This is a genomic window from Roseburia sp. OF03-24 (assembly GCF_003463035.1).
GTDB lineage: Bacteria > Bacillota > Clostridia > Lachnospirales > Lachnospiraceae > Roseburia > Roseburia rectibacter.
Map to the genome: position 1 here is coordinate 37907 of NZ_QSCK01000011.1, position 23568 is coordinate 61474.

Consider the following 23568-nt stretch of genomic DNA (forward strand, 5'->3'; position numbering starts at 1 on the left):
GTTATCGCACCTCCTCATGCTGTTTTGGTTTCTTGTCTGTACTGCGGGGTTGCGCCGGGCGTTTTAGGTTATCCAGCACCGAAGTCCGTGTGCTTTTGGCAACAACAGACTCGGTGTGTGCCTGCCCCTTTCCGTCGATGTTGAGCAGGGTATCCAACTCCACCAGACGGGCATTTTTGCTTCTCAGTTCTTCTTCATAAAGGAATGGCTTTCCGACTTCCTCCTTTGCCGCAGCTTGCTGCTGACAAAGGTTATCCAGCTGTGCCTTTGCCGACTCCAGACGCTGGGGCATCTGAGCAAGGGCATTGTCGATACGGGTAAGATTTCCGCGAGGGTCTGTACCAAGGGTTGCCCGGTGGGTCATCTGTCCTTTCAGCAGGAGCGTATACTCCTGTTTCCAAGCGGAAAATTCCACGGACATGGCATAACCCCGGTAGTTGCCGATCTGCACCGGATCGGAGGTTTTAACCTCCTTGCAGGCATCCAAAAGGGCTGCACCGGCGTTCTCCTTATCGGTCAGCAGGTCTCCACGAATCTCCATACCGGCAAAGCCGTCCTCCGGGTGCGGGTGAGCTGCCAAAACCTCCAGGTCAGATTCAAAGCCCTTGATAAAACCCTTGTGCTTTTCAATCTCCTCTGGGAAGTATTTGAGCAGCTGGTCCTCCAGACGGTACTGCTTGCTCTGGTGGTCAGCTTTCATCAGCTTCAGGCGGGATACCTCCACATCCAAATCCATACGCTCCTTGATGCGGGGATCTCCGGCACACAGAGCCTTGATCTCGGCAAAGGAAAGCGCCGTTTCATCCACATCATCGCAGGAGCGCACCGGCGATTTAGAAGTCATGATCTGGGAAATGAATTTCTGCTTATTCTCCACCGTCTGCCAGAGGTATGCGTCAAAGGTTCCTTCGGTCACATAGCGGTACACATGAACAAGGGGATTCTGGTTGCCCTGGCGCTCGATACGCCCCTTTCTCTGGGCAAGGTCTCCCGGTCTCCACGGGCAATCCAGATCATGAAGTGCCACCAGACGGTCCTGCACATTGGTGCCAGCGCCCATCTTGGCGGTGCTGCCCAAAAGAACGCGCACCTGACCGGTACGGACCTTAGAGAACAACTCCTTTTTCCGCACTTCGGTATTGGCTTCATGGATAAAAGCGATCTGGTCGGCAGGCATCCCCTGGGCAATGAGTTTCTGACGAATATCGTCATATACCGTAAAAGTCGGTTCCTGTTCCGGCAGAGGCACAGCGCCTTCCAATGCGTGAAGCAGTGGATTATCCAGCGTTTTCGCCGCCTTGCTTGCAGGAGCTTTGGCCTGTGGTGTAGAAATGTCGCAGAACACCAGCTGGGTCAGCTTGTCAGCTTTGCCGTCTCGCCAGATCTGCATGATGTTGTCCACACACTGATTGACCTTTGTGCCAGGTTCGTCCGGCAGCATCTGGTTGACGATCCTCTGGTCAAGCCCCAGCTTGCGGCCATCCGAGGTAATCTTGAGCATGTTATCCTGGGACGGGTCAACAGTTCCGCTGTGTACCAGCGATGCACGCTCCGAAAGAGCTTTGACCATTTCCTGCTGATGTTCGGTAGGCTGCGCCACGATGTTGTGGTACTCCACTTCCGGGGTAGGGAGATTTAACTGATCGGCAGTCTTGATGTCGGCCACTTCTTTGAACAGGTTCATCAGCTCCGGCAGATTAAAGAACTTGCTGAATCTCGTTCTTGCCCGGTAGCCGGTGCCTTCCGGTGCCAGCTCCAATGCTGTGACGGTCTCCCCAAATCGGGAAGCCCAGCAGTCGAAGTGGGTCATGTTCAGTTCTTGCAGGCGTTCATACTGAAGATAACGCTGCATGGTGTAAAGCTCGGTCATGGAGTTGCTGACCGGTGTGCCGGTGGCAAAGATCACGCCACGGTTTCCGGTAATCTCATCCATATAGCGGCACTTGGCAAACATATCGGAGGATTTCTGCGCGTCCGATGTGGAAAGACCAGCCACATTCCGCATTTTTGTGTATAAAAACAGGTTCTTGTAGTTGTGGGCCTCGTCCACAAACAGCCGGTCCACACCCAGCTGCTCAAAAGTTACCACATCATCTTTTCGCCCCTCGGCTTGCAGCTTTTCCAGTCTGGCTTCCAGAGACTTTCTGGTACGCTCCAGCTGCTTGACGGTAAAACGCTCGCCGCCGCTGGCCTGTACCTCGGCAATCCCTTCCGTGATCTCGTCGATCTGCTCATAGAGAAGCCGTTCCTGACGCTCCCGGCTGATGGGGATACGCTCAAACTGGCTGTGTCCCATGATAATGGCATCATAATCACCCGTCGCAATACGAGCGCAGAACTTCTTTCGGTTATGGGTCTCAAAGTCCTTTTTTGTGGTGACTAAGATATTGGCGGAGGGATAGAGACGCAGAAACTCCGACGCCCACTGCTCGGTCAGATGGTTTGGAACCACAAAGAGAGATTTCTGGCACAGTCCCAGGCGTTTGGCTTCCATTGAAGCAGCTACCATCTCAAAAGTTTTGCCTGCGCCTACTTCATGTGCCAATAAGGTATTTCCTCCATACAGCACATGGGCAATGGCGCTTTTCTGGTGTTCCCGCAGGGTAATGGCCGGGTTCATGCCTCCAAAAGTGATGTGGCTGCCATCATATTCACGGGGGCGGGTAGAGTTCATTTCCTCGTTGTACTGGCTCACCAAAGTCTGGCGGCGCTCCGGGTCTCTCCAGATCCAGTCCCTAAAGGCTTCCCGGATCGCCTGCTGTTTTTGAGCCGCCAGGGTGGTCTCCTTGGCATTCAGCACGCGGCGCTCTTTTCCGTCTGCGTCCTCTATGGTGTCATAGATACGGACATCCCGCAGGTTTAAGGAATCCTCCAGAATCTTGTAGGCGTTGGCGCGGCTGGTTCCGTAGGTGGTATAAGCTGCCACATCGTTGTAGGATACAGAAGATTTCCCCTTGATCTGCCATTCAGCAGTAAAGGAGGAATAGTTGACCTCAATGCTGCGCTGGAGATAAAACGGGGTGTTGAAGGTCTCGTACATAAACTGCTGGATGTACTCCTTGTCAATCCAGGTAGCGCCCAGACGCACCTCAATTTCCGACGCATCCAGGTCTTTGGGCTGGGCGGCGGTAAGAGCTTCCACATTGACTGCAAAAGAAGGGTCCTGCTGTGCCGCCCGCTGCGCCTGACGCAGTTTGCGGCGTACATTGCCGGAAAGGTATTCATCAGCAGTCACATAATGGGGTGTGCCGTCCTGTTCCAGCTGTCCCGGCACACGGAAGATCACGCCTTGCAGTTCTCCGGCCAGTGCTTCTTTTGTTTTTCCGGTAAGCCGACTCATATAGCTCATATCTACGCAGGCTTTTTCCGAGATGGACACCGCCAGTGCTTCGCTTGCCGTATCCACAGTAGCCACTGCCTGATGGGGCTTGATGGTTCGTTTGGTGAACATATCCGCCTTACGTTCCAGTTTCCCGTCCTCGTCGATGACTTCCAGCGCACAGAGCAGGTAATAGGAAGAATCATCTGCATAGGCCAGGCGGTTTGCACGGTCATTGATAAGGCCATATTTTGCAGAAAAGCTGTCATAGAGGCTGTTCAGTTCCGCCTGCTTTTGGGTAATGGTGCTGTCTGGAACCGCTGCATCCATCTGAAGGTCGATCAGTTCCTGCACACAATCACGCAGTCCCACAAGACCTTTCACACGGGCTTCGGCGGTGGCGTTGAGGTCAGGGCGCACCATGCGGCTGTTTTCCCGATAGTACACCTGCCCGTCTACAATGGCATAGGAATAGTTCTTCACATTTGGGTCGGCAGGAATGGAGGTGTCAATGGCTTCGCCTTCGCCCAGCTCCGGCAGCTCTGCCTCCTGATAAGTGCCATGAATGTACTTCACAGCATCATGCAGCTGGTCGGAAAGCTCCAGTCCCTCGATAGGGTTCACGGTGTAATCCATACCATGAGCAGTGCTTACCGGCTCCTGTCTGCCCAGCACCATTTCCGGGTGGTCGATAAAATACCGGTTGATGGCAAACCCATCCTCCGTTTGTCCGGTCTGCGTCCACTCTGGTGCAATGTCCAGCGGACGGTCCCGCTTTTGGAGAAAGATGATGTCCGATACAACCTCGGCACCGGCATTCTTTTTGAACGCGTCATTAGGCAGACGGATCGCTCCCAGCAGCTCGGCACGCTGGGCAAGATAGCGGCGCACGGTGGAATCCTTGGCATCCATGGTATAGCGGGAGGTCACAAAAGCTACCACACCGCCGGGACGCACCTGATCCAATGCTTTGGCGAAAAAGTAATTATGAATGTTGAAATTCAGCTTGTTGTAGGCTTTGTCATTGACCTGATACTGACCAAAAGGCACATTGCCGATGGCAAGGTCAAAGAAGTCCCGCCTGTCAGTGGTCTCAAAGCCGCCTACTGTGATGTCCTCCTTGGGATAGAGCTGCTTTGCGATACGCCCGGAAACCGGGTCAAGCTCCACACCATATAGACGGCTGTTTCGCATTTCCTCCGGCAGCATACCGAAGAAGTTGCCCACACCCATAGATGGCTCCAGAATATTTCCGGTCTCAAATCCCATACGGCCCACAGCATCATAAATCGCTTTGATGACCATAGGGCTGGTGTAATGAGCGTTGAGGGTGGAGCTTCTGGCGGCGGCATATTCCTCCGGGGTCAGCAGCTCTTTCAGCTGGGTATACTCGGAAGCCCATGCCGGTTTCTCTGGGTCAAAAGCATCAGGAATACCGCCCCAGCCCACATAACGGGAAAGAATCTCCTGTTGTTCGGGGCTTGCCTGCTGTCCGGCAGATTCCAGCTCTTTCAGCAAACGAATGGCATTAACATTTGCCTGGAACTTGGCTTTTGGACCGCCTTCGCCCAAATGCTCATCGGTAATGCGGAAGTTCTGTGCATTGCGGCGCAGGTTAGCCTTGTATTCCTCATAGGAGGCTTCCTCGGCAGCTTTGGCATTGGGGAAGGTCTGCCACTGGCCGTTGACCTGAATGGAAACCGGGTGTTCATCCAACACTTCCTCAAAGGTTTTCTCCGGCTCTGTTACAGGGGCTGGCGGCTCCGGCTCCTCAATATGCAACCGTTCCACCACCACATCATAAGGTAGATGGTTCTTATCGCCCGGATAGACGGCCACGGTCTCGGAATGAAAGGCTGGGGATTCGGCAGACGGTTGGGGCTGTTCTTGTCCAAAGCCATCCAGCTGACGGGCATACATCCCGCGCAGCAAAGGCGCAACCTCATCCCAGCGGAAATACAGCACAGCCAGACGCTTTTCCTCTGCGTCCAGGACTTCCAGCTCCATGCCTTGTGTCGTGGTACGGTAATCGGCAATATCGCCGTTCTCCAAATCCAGCGTCTCAATCTCATGAGGATAAGCTCTACTCAGCCAGTAGGCGATCTCACTGTTGCTCCTGCCGGATTGCAGCAGCGTGGAAAGCTGCTGTTTATCCGCTTCATCCATGAGTCCATGGGCCAATACATCCCGCAAGTCTTGATCTGCCTTGTCCGGGTCAATGGGAAGAAACCCGGTATAGTAAGCATTGCGGCGGTCTGCCCGAAGCAGCTGCTCGAACTGTTCTTTGCGCTCTGCCCGATAGATGGGATATACCATGCCGGTGGGCAGAAGCTGTACGGTGTCCTCCCGCAGCTCGGTGATCTGATAGGCGTCATCCTCGATATACACGGTATCGCCCACGGCATAGACCGGGGCAGCAGGGTCATAGGAGGTTCTTTGCGGAATTGGGCGGCGAACTGCATCATATTCCTCATCGGAAATGGAAACTTCGGAAGTCTGTTCTGTCTCGGCAGCTGCAATCTGCTCGGCATCCGACATCACCTGTTGGATAAACGGGTCATTGTCCAGTTTTTCCGGGTCTGCCACCTGTCCGTTGACGATCCCTCTTTCCTCCAGAGCTTCCCGGATGGCGATTGGGTCGATATTGTCAAAACGATCCTGTTCTTCTTCGGTATAGAACCGGTCCTCCTGAATAAGCTGGGCAAGCCTGCGCTGTACCTTCGGCCAGGGCAGCTGTGTTTCCTCCGGGCTTCCGGCACGGACAACGAACGGGCTGTTGCCGCCACCGTATTCCTGAGCCAGCCATGCAGCGGTATCCTTCTCTCTTGCATGGTCTTTCATATAGCGGACGACAGCGTGTTTACTCTCGATATTGCCGTTCCAAACACAGAGAGCTTTGTCAATATCCTCCTGAGAAAGAGGGCGCAGACGCTCATGGAGCTTTGGATAGGTTTCGTCGATCACTTCCCGGTGTAAACGCTGACGGAACTCCGGCACATCCGAATAGAGTCGGATCAGCTCCATATCCTTAGAACCAAGAACCGCACGGCGCACAGCGGCATTGCCCTCGATGACAGCATTTTCACGGTCAGAATGCCCGCAGGCATTGCGGTATGCGGCATCCTCGGAAATAGCGGCAGTCACCACAGGCTTATACTGCTCAAACTGCTCCCGAAGGATAGGCTTTGGCGCTTCTTCTTCCATCTCCGGCTGCTGGGCTTGAATGGCATCTTCTTCGGCCAGTTCCTGTTCAGACTGGATTTTGTCATACTGCGCCTGTTCCTGTTCGGTAAGATAGCGGTCTTTCTGGACAAGTGAGGTAATGCGCTTGGCAACCTTTTCCCAGTTCAAGTGAACATCCGGGCAGTCCTGCTTTTTATAGTGCAGTCCTTTCCCATCGTGATCTTCGCCGCTGTGTGTTGCGCCGGACAGGGCATGAGAGCGTCCGCCAATACCATACTCATCTTTGAGGAATCTTACTTTCTCCTTATCCGTATGGTTTTCCATGAAGAACGCATAGATACGGCCTTTTCCTCCGGCAAAACTGCTGCCGCCGGTCATGGCGGCGTCAATCTCATCCTCGGTAATGAAGTGCTGAACAGTTGGCACTTGGGAAAGGTCAGAAGAAAAGGTCCTGCGTGGTAGGTCAAGATCCTTCAGGTTCTCCCATATCTCCCTTGGTTTATGATAGTGAAAACGTAAAAGGTCACGGTCCTGCTGATAGGCAGTCCAGAAAGCAGCGTATTCTTCCTTGAGGGTCTGGCGGAAAGCAGGGTCACTCAGCTGCTCCGTCAGGCGGCGGGTCTCCTCCGGGAACCCATTGCCTTTGATCTCTGACAGGCAAGACAAATATCCGGCTTCTCTGGCGTACTCACTGAGATCGTGATATAGGTTCCAGAACTTTGTGGCAAGGAGGGAGCGTTCATAGCCTGCCGCTTCTGCAAGCTCCACATTGGAGGTAAACTGGCCGCTCTCCAAAAGCTCCCCGATACGCTCTGCGGCGCTCTCCCAGGAAATGACCTGGGCAGACTTGTCATAACGGACAGACTTCCCGTGGGAAAGATGGATGCCATCCTCGGCATACCATACGCTCACGCTGCCAAGGCCGTTGCCGCCGTGGTACAGCGTTTTCAGTATCTCGGCAATCTCAGCGGTGGTTTTCTGCTTTTCAAATGCTGCAACCACACGCTCCCTCTGACGATCTGTATTGCCTCCCAAACGCAGCACATGGTCAATATCATTTTGGGCAAAAGAAAAAGCAGAGGATGTATGCGCTACATTCTCTGCTTCATCTATGGATTGGATCTGCTCCGCTTCGGAGAGGAACAGGTTTAGGGTCAGCTGTTGATAAGCTCCGCCATCAGGATCTCCTCTGCCTGGGCTTTGCAGGTGTTCATCAGGCCCACCCACTTCATGGGATCGCTGGCTTTCAGTTCCTCGGTGGCTCCCGCTTCCTTCGCCAGCTGGGGCATCATCTGTTCCAGTCTGCTCTGGGCGGTCTCGTCGATCTCGATGAGGTGCGGGTACAGCTTCTCGCTCAGCAACATCTGGTTGTAGAGGATGGGACGGTGCTCCTTCAGATAGGTTTTCCTCATCCTTCCGTACTTGCCCAGGGGTTTCGACCGCTGCTGGCTCAGCTTCAGGTTGGGAATCAGATAGTCTCCGTTCTGGATGTAGGTCATGGGATTGTTCATCTTGCTTGCTCCTTTCTTGGTTGGCTTCGCGCTCTGCATTTCGGACGGTAACGCCGATCTGCCGCAGCACCTGCTGGTTGATCTGGCTGACCGCTGTTCCCAGCGCCCCGATGGTGGACGGGGTATTGAAATCAAAGATTGCCATGAAATCTTCGTGGTCGAAGTAGCGTTCCGGCTCCAGTCCGCAGCGGGACATCAAAGCGTAAGTGATGCTGACGGTGGCGGCTGCCTTGAACTGCACTCCGATGTTATACTCATCATATTCCTCCAAAAAGGAACCGTCAACGATATAGAAGAAGTCCTGCTGATGCTCCGTCCAGTATTCCTCGGCCAGTTTTCCGGCTACCTCCGTGAGCTGTCCGGCAAGGTCATCACCGGAAACATCATAGGTGCGCTCCAGCATGGCCTGCACGGAATCCAGATGGCGCTCCTCCAACTGCCACAGCCAGGGAGTGCGGGAATGTTCACGGGTTCCGGTGTCGGAAATGTCAAAGACATAACGCAGGCGAGGTCTGTCCCCGGAATCATCCACCAGAGCGATTCCCTTGGAACCGCGCCTTACATAACGGCCCATCTTTTCATTCCACAAATCGTACTCCGCACAGGCGGTGGCGTCCGGTCGCTGGGCATAGATCATCAGCTGCTCATGGAACGGGTACTTGTAAAGGCGGGAAGCAGTAGTGAGAAACCCTGCCCATTCCTGCCAGCTCCCCGTGAGCTGTGTTGCCACCTTGTCCGCCATCTGCGCATATAGTTCAGCTTTGGTTGGCATAGTGTTCTGTCCTCCTTTCGGTTTTTGGATAAAAGAAAAGCAGGAAACCTAAATAATTTCCTGCTGGGTAAAACTGTGAATATTAAATTGGGGTTAGGTTATTTGTTATGCAAACTGTATTTTTTATAGATTTACAATCATAATATACTCCTCATCATTTTCGTCAACAACAGTAAATCCCACTTTCTCATACATTTTCACTGCATAATTACTTTTCTGAACGGACAGGGATATTTTTGAATATCCAGCCAATCTTTCTACTTGTAATAGTTGTTTCAATAATGAAGTTCCAATGCCTAATCCTCTATATCGAGGGCAGACAGACATAGCAAGAGATGGTGTATCATTATCAATGTGTCCATAATCATTCATAATTCTTACCCAAATAGCTCCTACTATATCTCCTTGAATTTCTGCAACTAAGGCTTTATCGTGTTTTCGATTCCCAAACTCAATGATATATTCTTGTAATTCTGGAAAGTCTATGACTGATCTAGGTGGTGCTTCAACACCTTCCGGAATATAAATCGCTTCGTATAAAAAATCGCTTAACAATCTGTATTCTTGGCTTTTCATTTCTCGTATCATATATTGCATAACTTCTCTCACCACCTCATCTTGGTTCAATAAATTTACTGGTCAACATCTGGATACAACCCCAGTTTAGGAGTAAGGTTTTGAGTGTTTAGTTGTTTAATATCTCTGCAATCGTGTTTGGTGCATATTTATTGAGTTCATGTCCTGCATTTGGAACGATGTGCAAAGTAGCTTGGGGTAGCAATTCTTTTAGCCTTTTAGAAGCCTTTAGATTGGCAGTATCCTTTTTGCCACACAAAATTGTCACTGGACAACAAATATTATTTAATTGCGCAGTAAAATCCAATGATCGCATAGAGTGAGCCAATTTTATGGTGCTGCTTTTTGATAGTCCCATACTTTCAAAAACCTTGTTTGGCATACAACGGAAGATAAGATTTTGAAAATCTATCAGTAAGCTTGGAACTTTATATTGTGCGCCAATCAAAACCAGCGAAGCCACTTTTTCTTCATGCTGAATAGCAAAATCAATCGCAAGAAGCGCACCTAACGAAAGACCACAGATACGAAGCGGCTCTTTTTCTTCAGAATACCGCTGTTCTAAATCGCCTAAAATCTGCGAATATGATATTTCATCTTCTGTTGAAGAAAAAAGTTCTGGGCAATCGACATCGGAAATTGATAGTTGTTGGACTACTTCTTTCCAATCCTGTGCAGTTTGTCCCAACCCATGTAAAAGAACCGTTTTCATTAAACACCTCCTAAGTTCAAGATATTCATCAACGCACACAAGTTGCTCTTGAAAACCTGTCATTGTGTTTAGAATTTTCAACAATCCATTCGTCCAAAAACTTCATCTGTTCTTCTGTATGAAACCAGTGTTCTCCATTTCTCATGACAGAAAGTGTTGAATGGGTTCTTTGGGCAAATTCAAATATCGTTCCATAAGCGGTAAGATTATCTTTTTCACCATACAAAATGTGCGTTGGGATTTTCCATATAATAGGATTTTCTCTTACATAGCAAAGATAATCCCATGAAAGGGTCTCTCCAAAGGTTGTCTGAATTTCTTTTTTCTCTTTGAGTTCATCTTCTGTAACATTTGCCCAAATCATCATATCAGCAATAAGCCTTTCCATATCTACAATGGGCGAAATAAAATATGCTTTCTCTATTTGCTGATTTGATAAGGCATTGATAGCAAAATACGCTCCAATGCTATTGGCGATTATTTCAACAGTCTTGTAGTTTCTATAAATCGAATTAAAAAGTAATGGAAATTCTTCTTTTGCTTCCCATGGAAACTGTGCAGTATAGTCAAGACCAATTACATCACAATCACTAAAGAGCGACTTGTAATGGAGAGCTTCTTCAGCATCTCCTCCTTTTCCATGTATATAAATAACTGCTTTATCCACGATAGTAATCCTCCATAATTTCTATGTTTATCCATCATTCATTATAATTTCCTCAACCTTAAAAGTATAGTGGGCTTTTGTAAAAAACAAAAGAAACCGCCTTTCCATCGGACAGTTTCTCTCACTATGTCATCCTGACACGATAAATTTACTGGTCAAAATCCGGGTACAGCTCCAGCTGAGAGAAGTCCTCATCGGTCATCGCACAGAGCTTCGTAAGGGCACTGTCGGTCAGCTCCCTCAGTTCCGTTTCCTCCGGCGAAAGCTCGCCGTGCATTTCACGCAGGCTGTCGATCAGCCCGGTGCGGCTGCCGGTATTGTAAATGCACATCAGGTTCATTTCCTCAAAAGTAAAGTTTCCCATATCAAATCTCCCTTTCCGCACTCTTTTTGGGTGCTGTCTTTTTGTGTTCTGCTTTGGGCTGGCTTTTCAGCTGGTCCACAACGGATTTCTTCTTTTCCCGTTCCTCCCGATGAACGGCGTCAGCCAAGTCCATGAGGGAGATAGGCTGACCGCTTCGGGCCTGCTGTTCCAGCTCTGCCACCGTGGGTTCTTTTGCGCCATTGTTGATGATACCGTCGATCATGCCGTAATCGTCCTCCAGCATCATTTCCGCATTTTTCAGCGGGTTTTCTGGCAGGAATCCGGGGATCTGGGTAAAACCAACACTGTCACAGTAATGACAGGATACCTTACCGTCCTGTCTGATCGCAACGATGTCGCTGACGCTCATGGAGGGACTGTGAAAGTCCACGGGCTTTTCCAGATTGAATTGCTGATAGAGTTTTTCCAGCTGCTCCGGCACAGTGCCAGACTCCCTCAGAGGAGCTGTGTAAATGAGGTCATAATTGCTGCGGTCTATGGAAATGTTATGGGACTTTAACCAGTCCAGATTCATAAAGCGCACATTCTGCGGATCGTCACGACTTACCTGATAGATGGCAAAGCAATCTCTGTTCTGGGAGAGAAATGCCTGTTCGCGTTCCTGCTGATGTTCCTGACGCTCCATGACCTTTTCGTGGAACTGAGGGCTTTTCTCCCATTCCTCATGGTCCACACCGAAAAGGCCGCCATGATCCATGATTTCCTGCGGGTCAAACACCATGCTCTCCGTATTGTCCTCATACAGCACATAGACGGTCAAACCGGCGGCATCCAGTTCCAGCGCCCGTTCTCTGGTAACAGGGAGCATCCCATCATAGGAGTAGCCATATTCCTGCATATCCGGTGTGGAGACCTGCTCATCCGGCATGGGGTATTCATCCAGTGCCTGCTCCTGTGCTTCCGGCAGCTGGGAAGAAGCAGCCATCTGACTGGCCTCTGCCTGCATCTGCTCATAAGCAGCTTCCTGCAAGGTCTCGATCATAGACAGGGGAGCGTGTCTAAGCGAAGTGCTGTCCAGATCGTTGTCATCACAAATCTGAAGAACTGCCTTCATGCGGGAAAGTTCCGGCATATCCAGCTGACCGCCATCCATCTCTTTCATGGACGCGGCATCATAAAGGGTATAGTCCCATCCGTTGTCACAGGGCTGGATATGAAGATAGGTGGCATCGTCGATCAGAAACAAAGCCTCCTGCTGGTTGGCGTCCGCCCCCAGCACCTCCATTTCCGGCATGGCCGCAGCCAGTTCCTTTACCGCTTTCTGTACCAGCGGATTGTCACGATAATAGTCGATTGCCTGGATGGTATCCAGGTCAATGGTCTGCCCAGTCAAAATCGGAAAAGGGCCTTCATAGTCGCTTCCATCTTTCAACTCAAAGCCAATGCCTTTGATCCCGTTCATTCGCTCTGCCGGAATCTCCTGATAAATGCAGACAGCTTCCTCCAAAGACAGGTTATCGTGGTATTCTCCGAGGTTTGGAAACTCCATGCACTCTGCTACATAGTAGGTTAGATTGCCGGTCGGCTGCTCTATCGGGGCGGTTTCCGGCTCTGCCTTTGCATTGGGGTCAATTCCACGCTCTTTGCAGATTTCCTTATAGTGGCGTTCAATGTCAGAGATCAAAGTGCCGGAGGTCTTATTGATGGTCTCCAAACTGGCTCTCAGCTCTTTCAGTTCCTTGCCCTGACTCCAGCTTGCAATATAGCCGAAGCTGTTTTCTCCGGTCTCAATGCCAAAATACTTGCAGACCGCATAGGAGATGCTTTCAGCCTCCACTTCCTCCGTGTGGCGATTTTTGATTGCCTGTTTTTCTGCGGTTGGATCTTCCTCAACTGCAAGACGCCATTCAAACTGATTTTCGTCCACATAGCGCCAATCCATATCAGAAGCAAACTGTTCAGCTTCTCTTTCTGTGGCAAAATCCAGCTTGAAATCATGCTTGGTTCCACCTTCACTCTCCAGCACAACCTTCCATGACGGTAGCACTTCATATTTTTTAGGGTCATGGAGCTTGCTGTGGGCAATCTCATGGACCGTGGCCGAAACCGTCTGCACCTCGCTCATGCCCTGACGAACGGCGATTTTCTGATGATCGGCAGAAAAATAGCCGTCCGTATCGGCGGCCATTGCTTCAATAGTGATCGGCACCGGCGCACTGCGGCGCAGGGCCTCCATGAATGCCTCATAATTTGGCACATTGCCGGAAAGGGAGGACGCAAGCTCCGGCAAAGGTTTCCCATCAGTCTGGCTCACATCAAAGACCTTGACCGGGCGGAACATGGGGATCTCGATTTCTTTTTCCTCTGTGACGATCTTTCCGTCTTTATCCAGAATCGGAGCCTTGGTATCCGGGTCCAGTTTCTGCTCCTCGATTTTCTTCTTATACGGTGTGGGGGCGATGATGGTAATACCATGCTCGCCCTTTTTTACATGACGCTCAAACTGGTCTTTCCACTTATTGTATCCGGCTACCAATGTGGCGTCCGGCTTCTGCATATAGATGAGCATGGTATTGTTTACCGAATAGCGGTGGAAGCGGGACATGACGGACAGATAGCGCATATACTTTTCGCTCTCGAACAGTTCCTTGATGCCCTGCTCGATGCCATCTGTGATTTCCCTTAGCCGCTCTCGGTTGGTGGGTTTGTTCTCAGCCATGATTTTCAATCTCCTTTCCAAGTGTGTGATTTCTGCTGTGTGTTCTGTAATCCATGCCTTTTGTTCTTCTTCACTTTCATAAAGAAAAAGATCCAGCAGGTACTCTACATAGGTTTTCTTCTGGATCGCTTCCACAAAACGGGGGTGCGGTTCTTCCTCCGGTGTCTGGGGAGAATTGTCGGCCTCCCATTTTTTCAGCAGATAGTAGTAGTCGGACAGTATGCGATAACACCTCTGCCGGTCCTCCCGAAACTTTTGTGCCTCGGTTTTCTGCCGGACATACCTCCTGCGGGGAGGGGCCTGACTGTCATAGATCAGGCCAAAGTCCTGTGACAGTTTCTCCGCCGCTTCTTTTGGGGAGAGGTCAAAGAGCTTTGCGGTAAAGTCGATCACATCCCCATCTGCACCGCAGCCAAAGCAGTGGAACCGCTGGTCTACCTTCATACTGGGGTTCTTATCATCGTGAAAGGGACAGCAGGCCATACCGTTTCGTTTGACCTCGATCCCATAAAACGCTGCTGCTTCTCTGGTGCTGACCGACTGCTTGACTGCTTCAAATACATTCTCTGCCATGTGCCTTTAACTGCTGGACTTTCTCACAGGGGGCTGGTATCCGGCAGCTTTCGCACGCTCACTGGCAGCTTTGCGGCGTTCTGCGCTGTATGGCTCCCTGACTGATACACACCGCTTGGGGACGGTAAAGTTATGGGCGTCCTTTCGGGTGATCTGGTCGGGGTGCTTTTTTGCCAGCAGTTCCAGCTTCTCCATCAGACGGGGATCGTGGGTGTAGACCTCAGCCATTGGTTCTGCCTGGTTATAGAGGAAAATGGTTTCCCGTTCCACTAAAGAGAGCTTCATCGGCTGCCTCCTTTCCGCTGGTCAAATTCCAGCTTAAAGTTGGCGTACTGTCCATCGTCCTCCAAAACCACAGTGGCATCGTAGGTCTTGCCAGTTTTCTCAGAATATAGGCCCGTCACACGGACACGGCCATCTTTCAGCAGTGCAGACACCACAGCCTTGGTCGGCTGTTTTTTCTTGGCAGCCCACCATTTGTTATTTTTCCAGATTGCAAATTTGCAAGAATCATTCTGACAGAAGAAGCCTTTTTGCAGTTCTGCAACTTCACCGCCGCAGCGAGGGCATTTGCCTACCACATCACGGGGCGGGGAGAACAGGTACTCGGTTCCCTTGATGACCTGATAAGTCCCCACCAGATCTTTCAGCATGGTGCTGATCCCGTCCAGAAACTCCTCTGGAGCAAGCTGCCCGCGCTCGATCTCGCCCAGGCGATACTCCCACTCGGCAGTCAGAAGCGGCGATTGCAGTTGTTCCGGCAGCACCGTGATCAGGGATACTGCATCGTGGGAAGGAAGAAGCTGCACCGTTTTTCTGTTCTTTTTTCGCTCCAGAAAACCGGCAGATACCAGCTTTTCCAAAATACCGGCACGGGTGGCCGGTGTCCCCAGACCTTTTCTCTCAGCATCCTCTGGCATATCATCTTTCCCGGCAGTCTCCATTGCGGACAATAGGGTGTCCTCCGTAAAGTGCTGAGGCGGACTGCTTTTGCCTTCTTTGACGATTGCCGCAGAAACCGAAAGTGTCTGTCCTTCGGTCAGCTCCGGCAGGGCTTTCTCTACGCCCTCTTTTTTCGGCTCTGTATCCTTCATTTTGGCACGATAAGCGTCCTCCAGTGCTTTCCATCCGGGGTGCTTCACTGTTTTTCCTTTTGTGGTAAACTCCCCATCGGCACACGCTGCAATCACAACGGTTTCCGAATAGATATGGGGCTGGGCTACGGCGCACAGCAGACGCAGGGCCACCAGCTCCAGCACCGCTTTTTCTCCCGCAGGAAGGGCAGAAAGGTCTGCATCCTTGAGATTTCTGGTAGGGATTACTGCGTGGTGGTCGGTTACTTTCTTATCGTTGATTACCGTCTGCGGATCACAGGTAATGGCGATTCCTTTGCGAAACGGCATAGCATTGGCAACCAGATTCACCAGCACCGGCAGGCTGTCTGCCATATCACCGGTCAGATAGCGGCTGTCAGTACGGGGATAGGTGCAGAGCTTCTTTTCATACAGGCTTTGCAGATAGTCCAGGGTCTGCTGGGCTGTAAATCCAAGCAGGCGGTTGGCATCTCTTTGCAGGGTAGTCAGGTCATAGAGGGCAGGCGGCTTTTCGGACTTTTCCTTGCACTCCACCTTTTTGATTGTGACATTTGCACCCTGACAGGCTTCTTTCAGCTGCTCAGCAGCAACCTTATCCGCCATGCGCTCCCCGGATACGGTAAGACCGGGCAGCTCCAGCGCCACGGTATAAAAGGGAATCGGCTGAAAGGTGTCGATCTCAGCTTCTCGCTGGACAATAAGCGCCAACGTCGGGGACATCACGCGCCCGATGTTGAGGGTTCGGTGATACAGCACGGAAAAAAGCCTTGTGGCATTGATTCCCACCAGCCAGTCGGCCTTGGCACGGCAGAGGGCAGCATCCCGAAGTCCGTCATAATCCGCACCGGGGCGCAGATTTGCAAAGCCTTCCCTTATGGCGGAGTCCTCCATCGAAGAAATCCAGAGCCTTTTCATCGGCTTCTTGCAACCTGCCAGCTCATAGACGCTGCGGAAGATCAGCTCACCCTCGCGTCCGGCATCGCAGGCATTTACCACCTCCGTCACATCCGGGGCGTTCATCAGCTTTTTCAGAATATCAAACTGCTTTTTCTTATCCTTTCCCACTACCATCTGCCAATGTTCCGGCAGGATAGGCAGGTCATCATATCGCCACTTGGCATACTTGGGATCATAGCTGTCTGCATCTGCAAGACCGGCCAGATGGCCCACGCACCAGCTGACACGCCAGCCGTTACCCTCCAGATACCCATCCTTACGAGCAGTTGCACCGATTACCGTGGCCAGACTTTGTGCAACCGATGGTTTTTCAGCAATCACTAAATTCATAATCTTCAGCCTCCCATTTTTCCCGCACAGGCGTGTGCAGTTTTTTCTCTATGCTGTTTTCCTCATCCAGTAGCAGGTTATAACCAAACCGGTAGTCATAGCGGTACAGTTTCCCCAGCAGGTCATTAATGATGATACGACAAGCCAAAATGACACGGGTTTTATCCACCTGCATCAGCTGGTAGCGTTGATAATTGCTGTAATATTCTTCGTGACGGCGGGTATTGCAGGCGGCATCTTCAAGTAAACTATCTACTGCATCCTGGCAACCATCTTCTTTTTCCCCTTCCATGCAGTTCAGAAGTTCCATCATCAAAGGAAAGCTCTGTTCATCCATAGGAGCTTCTGCAGCAAGAAAACCGATCAGAGCAGATAAGAGCAGACGAGTCGCCGTCTGTTCTTGTTCCGTCAAAACGGCCATTGTTTTCTCCGCATTTGGCAGGATCTTTTCTTCCACAAACTCTGCCGCGTCACCGGAATAAAGCTGACGGATAGAATCTATGGACAATGAAACTGTCACGGTATCTAAGGAGAAATCAAAGGGGTCATCTTGCTTTGGCTTTCTCCGAAGTTTGTTTAACATGGTAGAAAGAATGTCGCCGCCAAAATACACGGCGATCACCAGCAGGTCAAAAACAGCAATCAGCTTGATAAATATAATCAGAACACTCATTTTTTTCGTTTCCTTTCTTTGAGCCAGCGTTCCATCTCACGATGGCAGATACCTACGCAGGGACTTCCATAATTCCCGCAGCCATAGCAGGGGTGGTTGTGGGGTAAAGAAGGAGGACGGGAAGTTTCCTTCCCGCCCTCCGGCCTGCGTGTCATCATGCGTTCATAGGGACTGTCTGTGAAACGGGTCATTTCACACTGTCCTCATCATCTTCTTCTGTGCTGCCCCCATCAGCGTCCGGCTCGTCCGACTCCTCATCCTCGGTTTCCCATTCCTCGGAATCTTCCTCGCCATAATCATAATCGCCCAGACTGTCATTGCCCTTGGTCTTAGGCTTGTTCTTAACGAGCTTCAAATAGGCAAATACGCCACCGCCACCAAGCAGAGCCAGCAAAAGGACTATCGCAGCCGGGTTCAGTCCGGCAGGCTTCTCTTTTTCCGGCTCCGGTGTTTCTGCCGGAGGTTCCGGTGCTTTGCCCGTACATTTACTCTTATCAGTTGCACAGACCGGACAAGCCGTATTGACTGCCCCTGCTTCACATTTTGTCGTGCATCTGCATACCGCAGCCGGCTTCTCTTTGACATTTTCATCTTCCATCAGTGCCATCAAATCCGCTTCATCCACCTGGTTCAGAAAATGAACAGCAGTCTTTTTATCCTCATTCGCCCTGTCGATCAAAATGTAAAAATAGTTGCCAGCCTTGGTGGTAACGGTAATGAGCTGCTTATTGCCTCCAAAATCATCCACCAGTGCCGCATTCCCCTCCGGTGTAAGTGCCGGTGCTGGTTCTGTTTCTTCCACAATCACGTTGCTGTCATTGGTAGAATCCTCTGCCGGTGCCGCCGGAGCCTGTTCTGACCCCTGTGCAAAAGCAGGGATCGTAAAGCCAAATGCCACAACCATTGTCAGGCAAAGGGCGGAAAGTGTTCGGAGCAATCGTTTATTCCTCATAGCTGTTTTCCTCCTGTTCGTTGTTGTCATCAGCCAAACTGCCGGGGACTGTGCCGCCGGACAGCATGGCGCTCAACTGGGTCGGGGTCATACGCAAGGCGCGCACCATCTGGACGATCTCCAGATTTTCTGCCTCGGTTTTCTGTGCTTCCAGCGCCTTGAGCTTTTCCTGATACTCTGCGATCTTCTCGCGGACCTTTGTAATCTCCTGGTCAATGCGCTCAATTTTGTTCTTTGCCATCGTCTATCACTCCTTCTTAAAAATCTCTGTTACCAGTTCATCAGGCCGTAGCCCTTAATGCTTTGATAATTCAGGTCATAACTTTTAATCTTGCAGGCATCGCCGGAATTTCCCTCCACGGTATAAACACGGCTGCCATCCGTACCGATCACGATACCCACATGGTCTGCTGTCCCATCCAAATCCCAATCAAAGAAAATTGCATCTCCGGGAGCCAGATTGTTATAGCCTCTTGCACCCCATTGTCCATGAGACTGGAACCACGGAACGCCCTGCCACTCACAGCCTGCAAAGCGCGGTTCACTTTTTCCTGCCTGGTTATAGCACCAGGATACGAAGCAGGCGCACCATTCCACACGGGAGTCAAAGCCGTACCAGCTCCAGTAGGGATAACCGCCCACATTGCCTACCTGACGCTTGGCCAGCTCCACCAGCTGAGGATTGCCGGGGCGGGTACCGTTAATGAACTGCACACCGGACAGATCTTCCGAGCCGCTGGTATCAGGGGAACCGCCGCCAAACAACAACGGCTTATTGCCCATGGTCTGTCGGTAGACCTGATACATTTCCATCTGCTCCGGGGTCAGAAGCTCCGACACCACAGCGGAAATGGGCTTGCTGGCGAGTTTCACATTCAAAATGTAATACTCATAGGGAACTTCTTCTGAGGTGGTCTCACCGGTCTCCGGGTCGGTGGAGGTCTCCGTGCGGTAACGAATCTCCACTTCCTCAGTAAGCGTCAGCTGATACTGTGCATCAAACACACGATCCAGCTCTGCCTGTGCGCTGTGGCGTGTATAGCCCTGCAAGACAGCAGAGAGAAAGGCCGCAAGCTCATGGGGGTCATGACCAATCATATCCAGGTCATAGCGATATTCGTCATACCCTGGGTGACTGCTTTCGATGTTGTCGATTTCCTCCTGCAACTGGGCTTCTCTGGCTGCATAATCTGCCTCCACCGCCAGCATTTCCGAGTCATCTGACGGATAGGTGGTGCCGGAGAGAACGGAACCGATGCTCTGCGCCATCATGGAGCAGGAGGACATGGTATTCATCAGCATACAGGTAATGAGGAACAAAACCCCTGCCATCAGGAAACCCTTCTTGTGGCGCATGACGAATGCCCCTGCCTGCTGTACCTTTTCTTTTACCGTCCTTGCGGCTTTTCCGGTTTTGGATGCAGCCTGGGCGGTATTTCCGGCAGTCTGACCGGCGTGTTTGGCGGCGGCATACTGCTTTTTGATGGCCTGCTTTTGCTGCCAGCAGGAAAGAGGGTTGCTGGCAAACTGGGGATTTTCCTGCAAAGATTTCTGGTACAGAACATTTACATTTGCCTTTTCCAGTTGACGCTCTGCCTGGGCTGCTTTGCGGTACGACTTCAGCTTGTGGCTGCGATAGCCCTCCCGCACCAGATAAGCGCCGGTCTCCACCGCTTCCTCGGACTTGTGGGCGCTTTCCACGCCCACATTGTCCTGCTCTGTTTCCCGGATCTCTTTGTGGAGCTTGCCTGCGACCAGATGGACGGGAGCTTCCCTGACTCCTTGAGAAACTTTGGAAGGTGGCTTTTTCTTGTCCTCAAAGGTCAGCTTCGAGGTCTTTTTTCCGGTATCCGGGTCAATGACCGTCTGCCTGACCTTTTTCTTTGGGATATTGGCCTGCGCCTTATCTGCTCTGGCCGCAGCTTTCTCCGCTTTACGGATCGGCTTTTCTAGTGCAGGGTCAGACCGTTCCTCATCAGTAAAGCGCAGGCGCGGCTCCTTATTCAAACCATTCTCCCAGCATGAGGGAGGACATCATGTAGTGCAGCTCTGCATAAATGGCCATTCCCACAGGATCGTTGAACATACAACCGGACAGGTAGGCGTAAAACTGTGCCACCACATCGGACAGGATTTTCGCTTCGGTTCCTTCCAGAACCAGACCACCCATACCTTCCTTGGCACGGATGGTGCTCCAGACCTCTGCCAGACGGAGCAGCCCCACCTGACCGGTCTCATTCAGTTCGGCTGCCTGATCTGCCGCCGTGCGGCACTCACTTACCGCATCGGCCATGACTGTAAGCAGCTGGCTGCGCTGGGCATTTACCGCCCTGTCAAAAAACATCAACGGGTTTTGATTCAAAATGTTGGGGTTCATCATCATTCATCCTCCTTCTTTTTCAGTTCCTGGGGTTTGGTGGTCATAATGCGGTACAGCTCGGTATTCTTCGGGAAGTGGTCCACGAAAGGCAGAATTGTGGAGCCATAGAACAGCAGGCCCTCGCCCTCACCGGAGTGGGTCACATAGCTAAGCTGGTGTGTGGAAATGCCCAGTTGCTTCGCCAAAATCTGACGGTCTCCGCCTGCCTGGTTGAGCATATACACGAAGTCCGAGTTTTCAAAGATGTTCTCCACCTCACGGCTGCTCAAAAGGTCTTTGACATTCTGAGTAATACCTGTCGGAATACCGCCCCATTTTCTGAATCGCTTCCAGATTTCCACCGTATAGGCGGCGGTCTGTTCCTCCTTCAAAAGCAGGTGCATCTCGTCGATGTAGTAGCGGGTGGACTTGTGGGCGGCACGGTTGATGGTAACACGGTTCCACACTTGGTCCTGCACCACCAGCATACCGATTTTCTTGAGCTGCTTACCCAGCTCCTTGATGTCATAGCAGACAATGCGGTTGTTGATGTCCACATTGCTCTGGTGATTGAACACATTGAGGGAGCCGGTTACATAGATTTCAAGAGCCGTAGCGATATACTGGGCTTCCTTTTCCTCCTGTTCCCGAAGCAGGTTATATAGGTCCTCCAGTATGGGCATATTCTCCGGGCGCGGGTCATTGAGGTAAGTCTGATAGACCAGACGCACACAGCGGTCGATGATGGTTTTCTGCACCGGCTGCAAGCCCTCCTTACCGCCCACGATCAGCTCACACAAGCTGAGGATAAAGTCAGACTTGAGTGACAGCGGGCTTTCATCATCCGAATAGTCCAGATTCAGATCCATCGGATTGATATAGTTGGTTGAAGTAGGTGAGATCTTGATGACCTGCCCATGCAGACGCTCAACAAGAGGTGCGTACTCCGCTTCCGGGTCACAGATAATAACATCATCACTGGTAAGCAAAAAGCAGTTGGCAATTTCTCGTTTTGCGCTGAAGGACTTACCGGAACCAGGCGTACCCAGAATCAGGCCGTTGGGGTTTTTCAGCAGCTTTCTGTCCACCATGATGAGGTTGTTGGACAGAGCATTGATGCCGTAGTACAGAGCTTCTTTCCCGTTCTGGAACAGTTCCTGCGTAGTAAAGGGCACAAAGATAGCTGTGGAACTGGTGGTCAGTCCTCGCTGAATCTCAATCTGATTGAGCCCCAGAGGCAGACAGCTCATCAGCCCTTCTTCCTGCTGGAAGTCCAGCCTGGTCAGCTGACAGTTATACTTCTGGGCAATAGAGCCTGCCTGAAAGATGTTGTTGCCAAGCTGACGGGGATTGTCCGCTGTGTTCAGCACCAGAAAGGTCAAAAGGAACATTCTCTCGTTGCGGCTCTGCAAATCCTGCAAGAGTTTTTTCGCTTCACTGCCGTAGGTAGCAAGGTCAGATGGAATGATGTCCATGTCGTATCCGGCACGGACTGCTTTTTTCTGTTCCTCGATCTTGCTGCGGTCAAGGTCGGTAATCTTGCGCTTTACCGTTTTGATGGCTTTCACCTGATCCACCGACTGAATGTGCATACTCACAATGAGCGAACTTTCCATATCCAGAAAATCAGCCAGCAAACGGTCATTCAGCTCCGGTGCGAGGATCTGCAAAAAAGAAACAGCTCCGTATTTCTTACCCATACGGAACTGCTTGCCGGTGCGGAACTCAAAGGAGCTTGGTGCAATAAAATCCTTTGTGGACAGACCGGAAGGAGCCAGCCAGTCCCATTCAAACTGAAACGGGAGTTGTTCATCCATGTGGAATACCGCATGAAGCTGAAAAAGCCTTTCTTTACCGTCCAGCGTTCTGGCAGCTACACCAAGACGCTTGAAGTTATTAAGTATATCGGTCTCAATACGCTCCAGACGGGGCTTGGCGGCTTTGATGCTGTCCGCGTCGATACCAAAGGTCAGGTATTTGGTCTTGATGAGACCGTTGTTACCTCTGGCCAGCTGATTTTGCAGCATTGTGGTATATTCTTCGCGGATACTGTCAAAGGCGTCCCTCTGGGGCGGGATGGAAATGGAGTTAGCAAAGGTCTCCTCCGATGCCGCAAGGTTCAAAAAAGACAGCTGGAAATGAATCGAGCTGTCAAAATAATTGAGGAAATCACACCACCCCTCAAAGATTGCCGTCTTATCTTCGTTTTGGGAGAGCTGATAGTTGATGTCCTGAAACTGGATGGTCTTTGTGTAGTGGCTGTCCGATATGCGGCAGATTCCGTCCGGCCACATCCGTTCATAAGGGATACTGTCCTGCGCAGATTTTCCTTTTTTGTCCGTGCGGTTAGCGCGGGCAATGGCCGCTTCGATCTGCTTCTTATCGGCGCGAGACAGCTTTTTCTTTGTCTTTACCGGCTGCACAGTTTTTTCCTCGGTTTTTCCGAACATCCGATGCAGCCATTTTTTTATTGCGGTGAACAATGTCATACACCTCCTTATCGAGCATTTCCTGCCGCTTTAATACGGCATAAAAGTTATTGGTCTGGTAGGGACGCTGCTTGGGACGGATCACAGCTACTTTGAGAATGTTGCCCACGATCTTTTCCAGGGGCTGTCCATGCTTTTCGTACATAGCCAGCATAAAGAAGGGCAGCATAACCAGCATCATACACATAGCCGCTACACTGTTTCCGGTAGGTTTTCTGAGCAAAAAGAAAAGCGGTACGCCAATAAGCGCTCCGCCCGTAAAGCAGATAAGCTGCCGCTTGGTCAGATTGAACATGACCTTTGTTTTGACTTTTGTTAAGTCCTTGGGTACGGGTACATAAGCCAATGTGGAAACCT

General features: G+C 51.1%; 18 protein-coding genes. 1 reads left to right on the top strand and 17 read right to left on the bottom strand.

From position 1 onward, the window contains the following. Position 1: 1 nt before the first annotated feature. Both DXA60_RS07170 and DXA60_RS19190 read right to left on the bottom strand, forming a co-directional pair. A complete protein-coding gene (locus tag DXA60_RS07170; RefSeq protein WP_442969712.1) occupies positions 2–6160 on the bottom strand; it encodes an SNF2-related protein in 6159 nt (2052 codons plus the stop codon). A gap of 1496 nt (positions 6161–7656) precedes the next feature. After that, positions 7657–8001, bottom strand: a complete 345-nt coding sequence (locus DXA60_RS19190) for a TnpV protein (protein ID WP_442969713.1) — start codon at positions 7999–8001, stop codon at positions 7657–7659. Between DXA60_RS19190 and DXA60_RS19195 the strand changes: the two genes are divergently transcribed. Beyond that, the gene (locus DXA60_RS19195) at positions 8000–8767 is read left to right on the top strand and encodes a hypothetical protein (RefSeq protein ID WP_243006805.1); all 768 of its coding nucleotides are present in this window, start codon (positions 8000–8002) and stop codon (positions 8765–8767) included. The genes DXA60_RS19190 and DXA60_RS19195 overlap by 2 nt on opposite strands. A gap of 141 nt (positions 8768–8908) precedes the next feature. Here DXA60_RS19195 and DXA60_RS07175 read toward each other — a convergent pair whose 3' ends face one another. From DXA60_RS07175 to DXA60_RS07245, 15 genes are all read right to left on the bottom strand, one after another. Continuing rightward, a complete protein-coding gene (locus DXA60_RS07175; protein ID WP_084759067.1) occupies positions 8909–9382 on the bottom strand; it encodes a GNAT family N-acetyltransferase in 474 nt (157 codons plus the stop codon). Positions 9383–9470: 88 nt separating this feature from the next. After that, positions 9471–10073 (bottom strand): alpha/beta fold hydrolase, encoded by a 603-nt coding sequence (locus DXA60_RS07180; RefSeq protein WP_117920640.1) that lies wholly within the window; start codon positions 10071–10073, stop codon positions 9471–9473. Positions 10074–10101: 28 nt separating this feature from the next. Continuing rightward, positions 10102–10740, bottom strand: coding sequence for an alpha/beta fold hydrolase (locus tag DXA60_RS07185; RefSeq protein WP_007045781.1), 639 nt, complete (start codon positions 10738–10740; stop codon positions 10102–10104). A 148-nt stretch (positions 10741–10888) separates the two neighbouring features. Beyond that, entirely contained in the window at positions 10889–11104 is a 216-nt protein-coding gene (locus DXA60_RS07190) for a transposon-transfer assisting family protein (RefSeq protein WP_007045780.1), read from the bottom strand. A gap of 1 nt (position 11105) precedes the next feature. Next, positions 11106–14357, bottom strand: a complete 3252-nt coding sequence (locus tag DXA60_RS07195) for a YodL domain-containing protein (protein WP_117920641.1) — start codon at positions 14355–14357, stop codon at positions 11106–11108. A 6-nt stretch (positions 14358–14363) separates the two neighbouring features. Further along, positions 14364–14642 carry a hypothetical protein gene (locus tag DXA60_RS07200; RefSeq protein WP_003526253.1) on the bottom strand — a complete coding sequence of 93 codons (279 nt, stop codon included), beginning with the start codon at positions 14640–14642 and terminating at the stop codon, positions 14364–14366. Continuing rightward, the gene (locus tag DXA60_RS07205; RefSeq protein WP_117920642.1) at positions 14639–16738 is read right to left on the bottom strand and encodes a type IA DNA topoisomerase; all 2100 of its coding nucleotides are present in this window, start codon (positions 16736–16738) and stop codon (positions 14639–14641) included. Before DXA60_RS07205 ends, DXA60_RS07200 begins: the two co-directional genes overlap by 4 nt. Continuing rightward, positions 16719–17411 carry a conjugal transfer protein TraG gene (locus DXA60_RS07210; protein WP_117920643.1) on the bottom strand — a complete coding sequence of 231 codons (693 nt, stop codon included), beginning with the start codon at positions 17409–17411 and terminating at the stop codon, positions 16719–16721. Before DXA60_RS07210 ends, DXA60_RS07205 begins: the two co-directional genes overlap by 20 nt. After that, positions 17408–17602 (bottom strand): hypothetical protein, encoded by a 195-nt coding sequence (locus DXA60_RS07215; protein WP_117698258.1) that lies wholly within the window; start codon positions 17600–17602, stop codon positions 17408–17410. Before DXA60_RS07215 ends, DXA60_RS07210 begins: the two co-directional genes overlap by 4 nt. Further along, positions 17599–18363: a DUF4366 domain-containing protein gene (locus DXA60_RS07220; protein WP_117920644.1), complete on the bottom strand. Its 765-nt coding sequence runs from the start codon at positions 18361–18363 to the stop codon at positions 17599–17601. Before DXA60_RS07220 ends, DXA60_RS07215 begins: the two co-directional genes overlap by 4 nt. Continuing rightward, positions 18353–18604, bottom strand: a complete 252-nt coding sequence (locus DXA60_RS07225) for a DUF4315 family protein (protein WP_006777886.1) — start codon at positions 18602–18604, stop codon at positions 18353–18355. Before DXA60_RS07225 ends, DXA60_RS07220 begins: the two co-directional genes overlap by 11 nt. A 29-nt stretch (positions 18605–18633) precedes the next feature. Beyond that, the gene (locus tag DXA60_RS07230) at positions 18634–20370 is read right to left on the bottom strand and encodes a C40 family peptidase (RefSeq protein ID WP_117920645.1); all 1737 of its coding nucleotides are present in this window, start codon (positions 20368–20370) and stop codon (positions 18634–18636) included. Then, the gene (locus tag DXA60_RS07235; RefSeq protein ID WP_429835015.1) at positions 20363–20743 is read right to left on the bottom strand and encodes a DUF3851 domain-containing protein; all 381 of its coding nucleotides are present in this window, start codon (positions 20741–20743) and stop codon (positions 20363–20365) included. Before DXA60_RS07235 ends, DXA60_RS07230 begins: the two co-directional genes overlap by 8 nt. Beyond that, a complete protein-coding gene (locus tag DXA60_RS07240; RefSeq protein ID WP_117920646.1) occupies positions 20743–23145 on the bottom strand; it encodes a VirB4-like conjugal transfer ATPase, CD1110 family in 2403 nt (800 codons plus the stop codon). Before DXA60_RS07240 ends, DXA60_RS07235 begins: the two co-directional genes overlap by 1 nt. Next, the gene (locus DXA60_RS07245) at positions 23102–23557 is read right to left on the bottom strand and encodes a PrgI family protein (RefSeq protein WP_117920647.1); all 456 of its coding nucleotides are present in this window, start codon (positions 23555–23557) and stop codon (positions 23102–23104) included. The genes DXA60_RS07240 and DXA60_RS07245 overlap by 44 nt, the downstream gene beginning before the upstream one ends. Between the last annotated feature and the right edge of the window lie 11 nt (positions 23558–23568).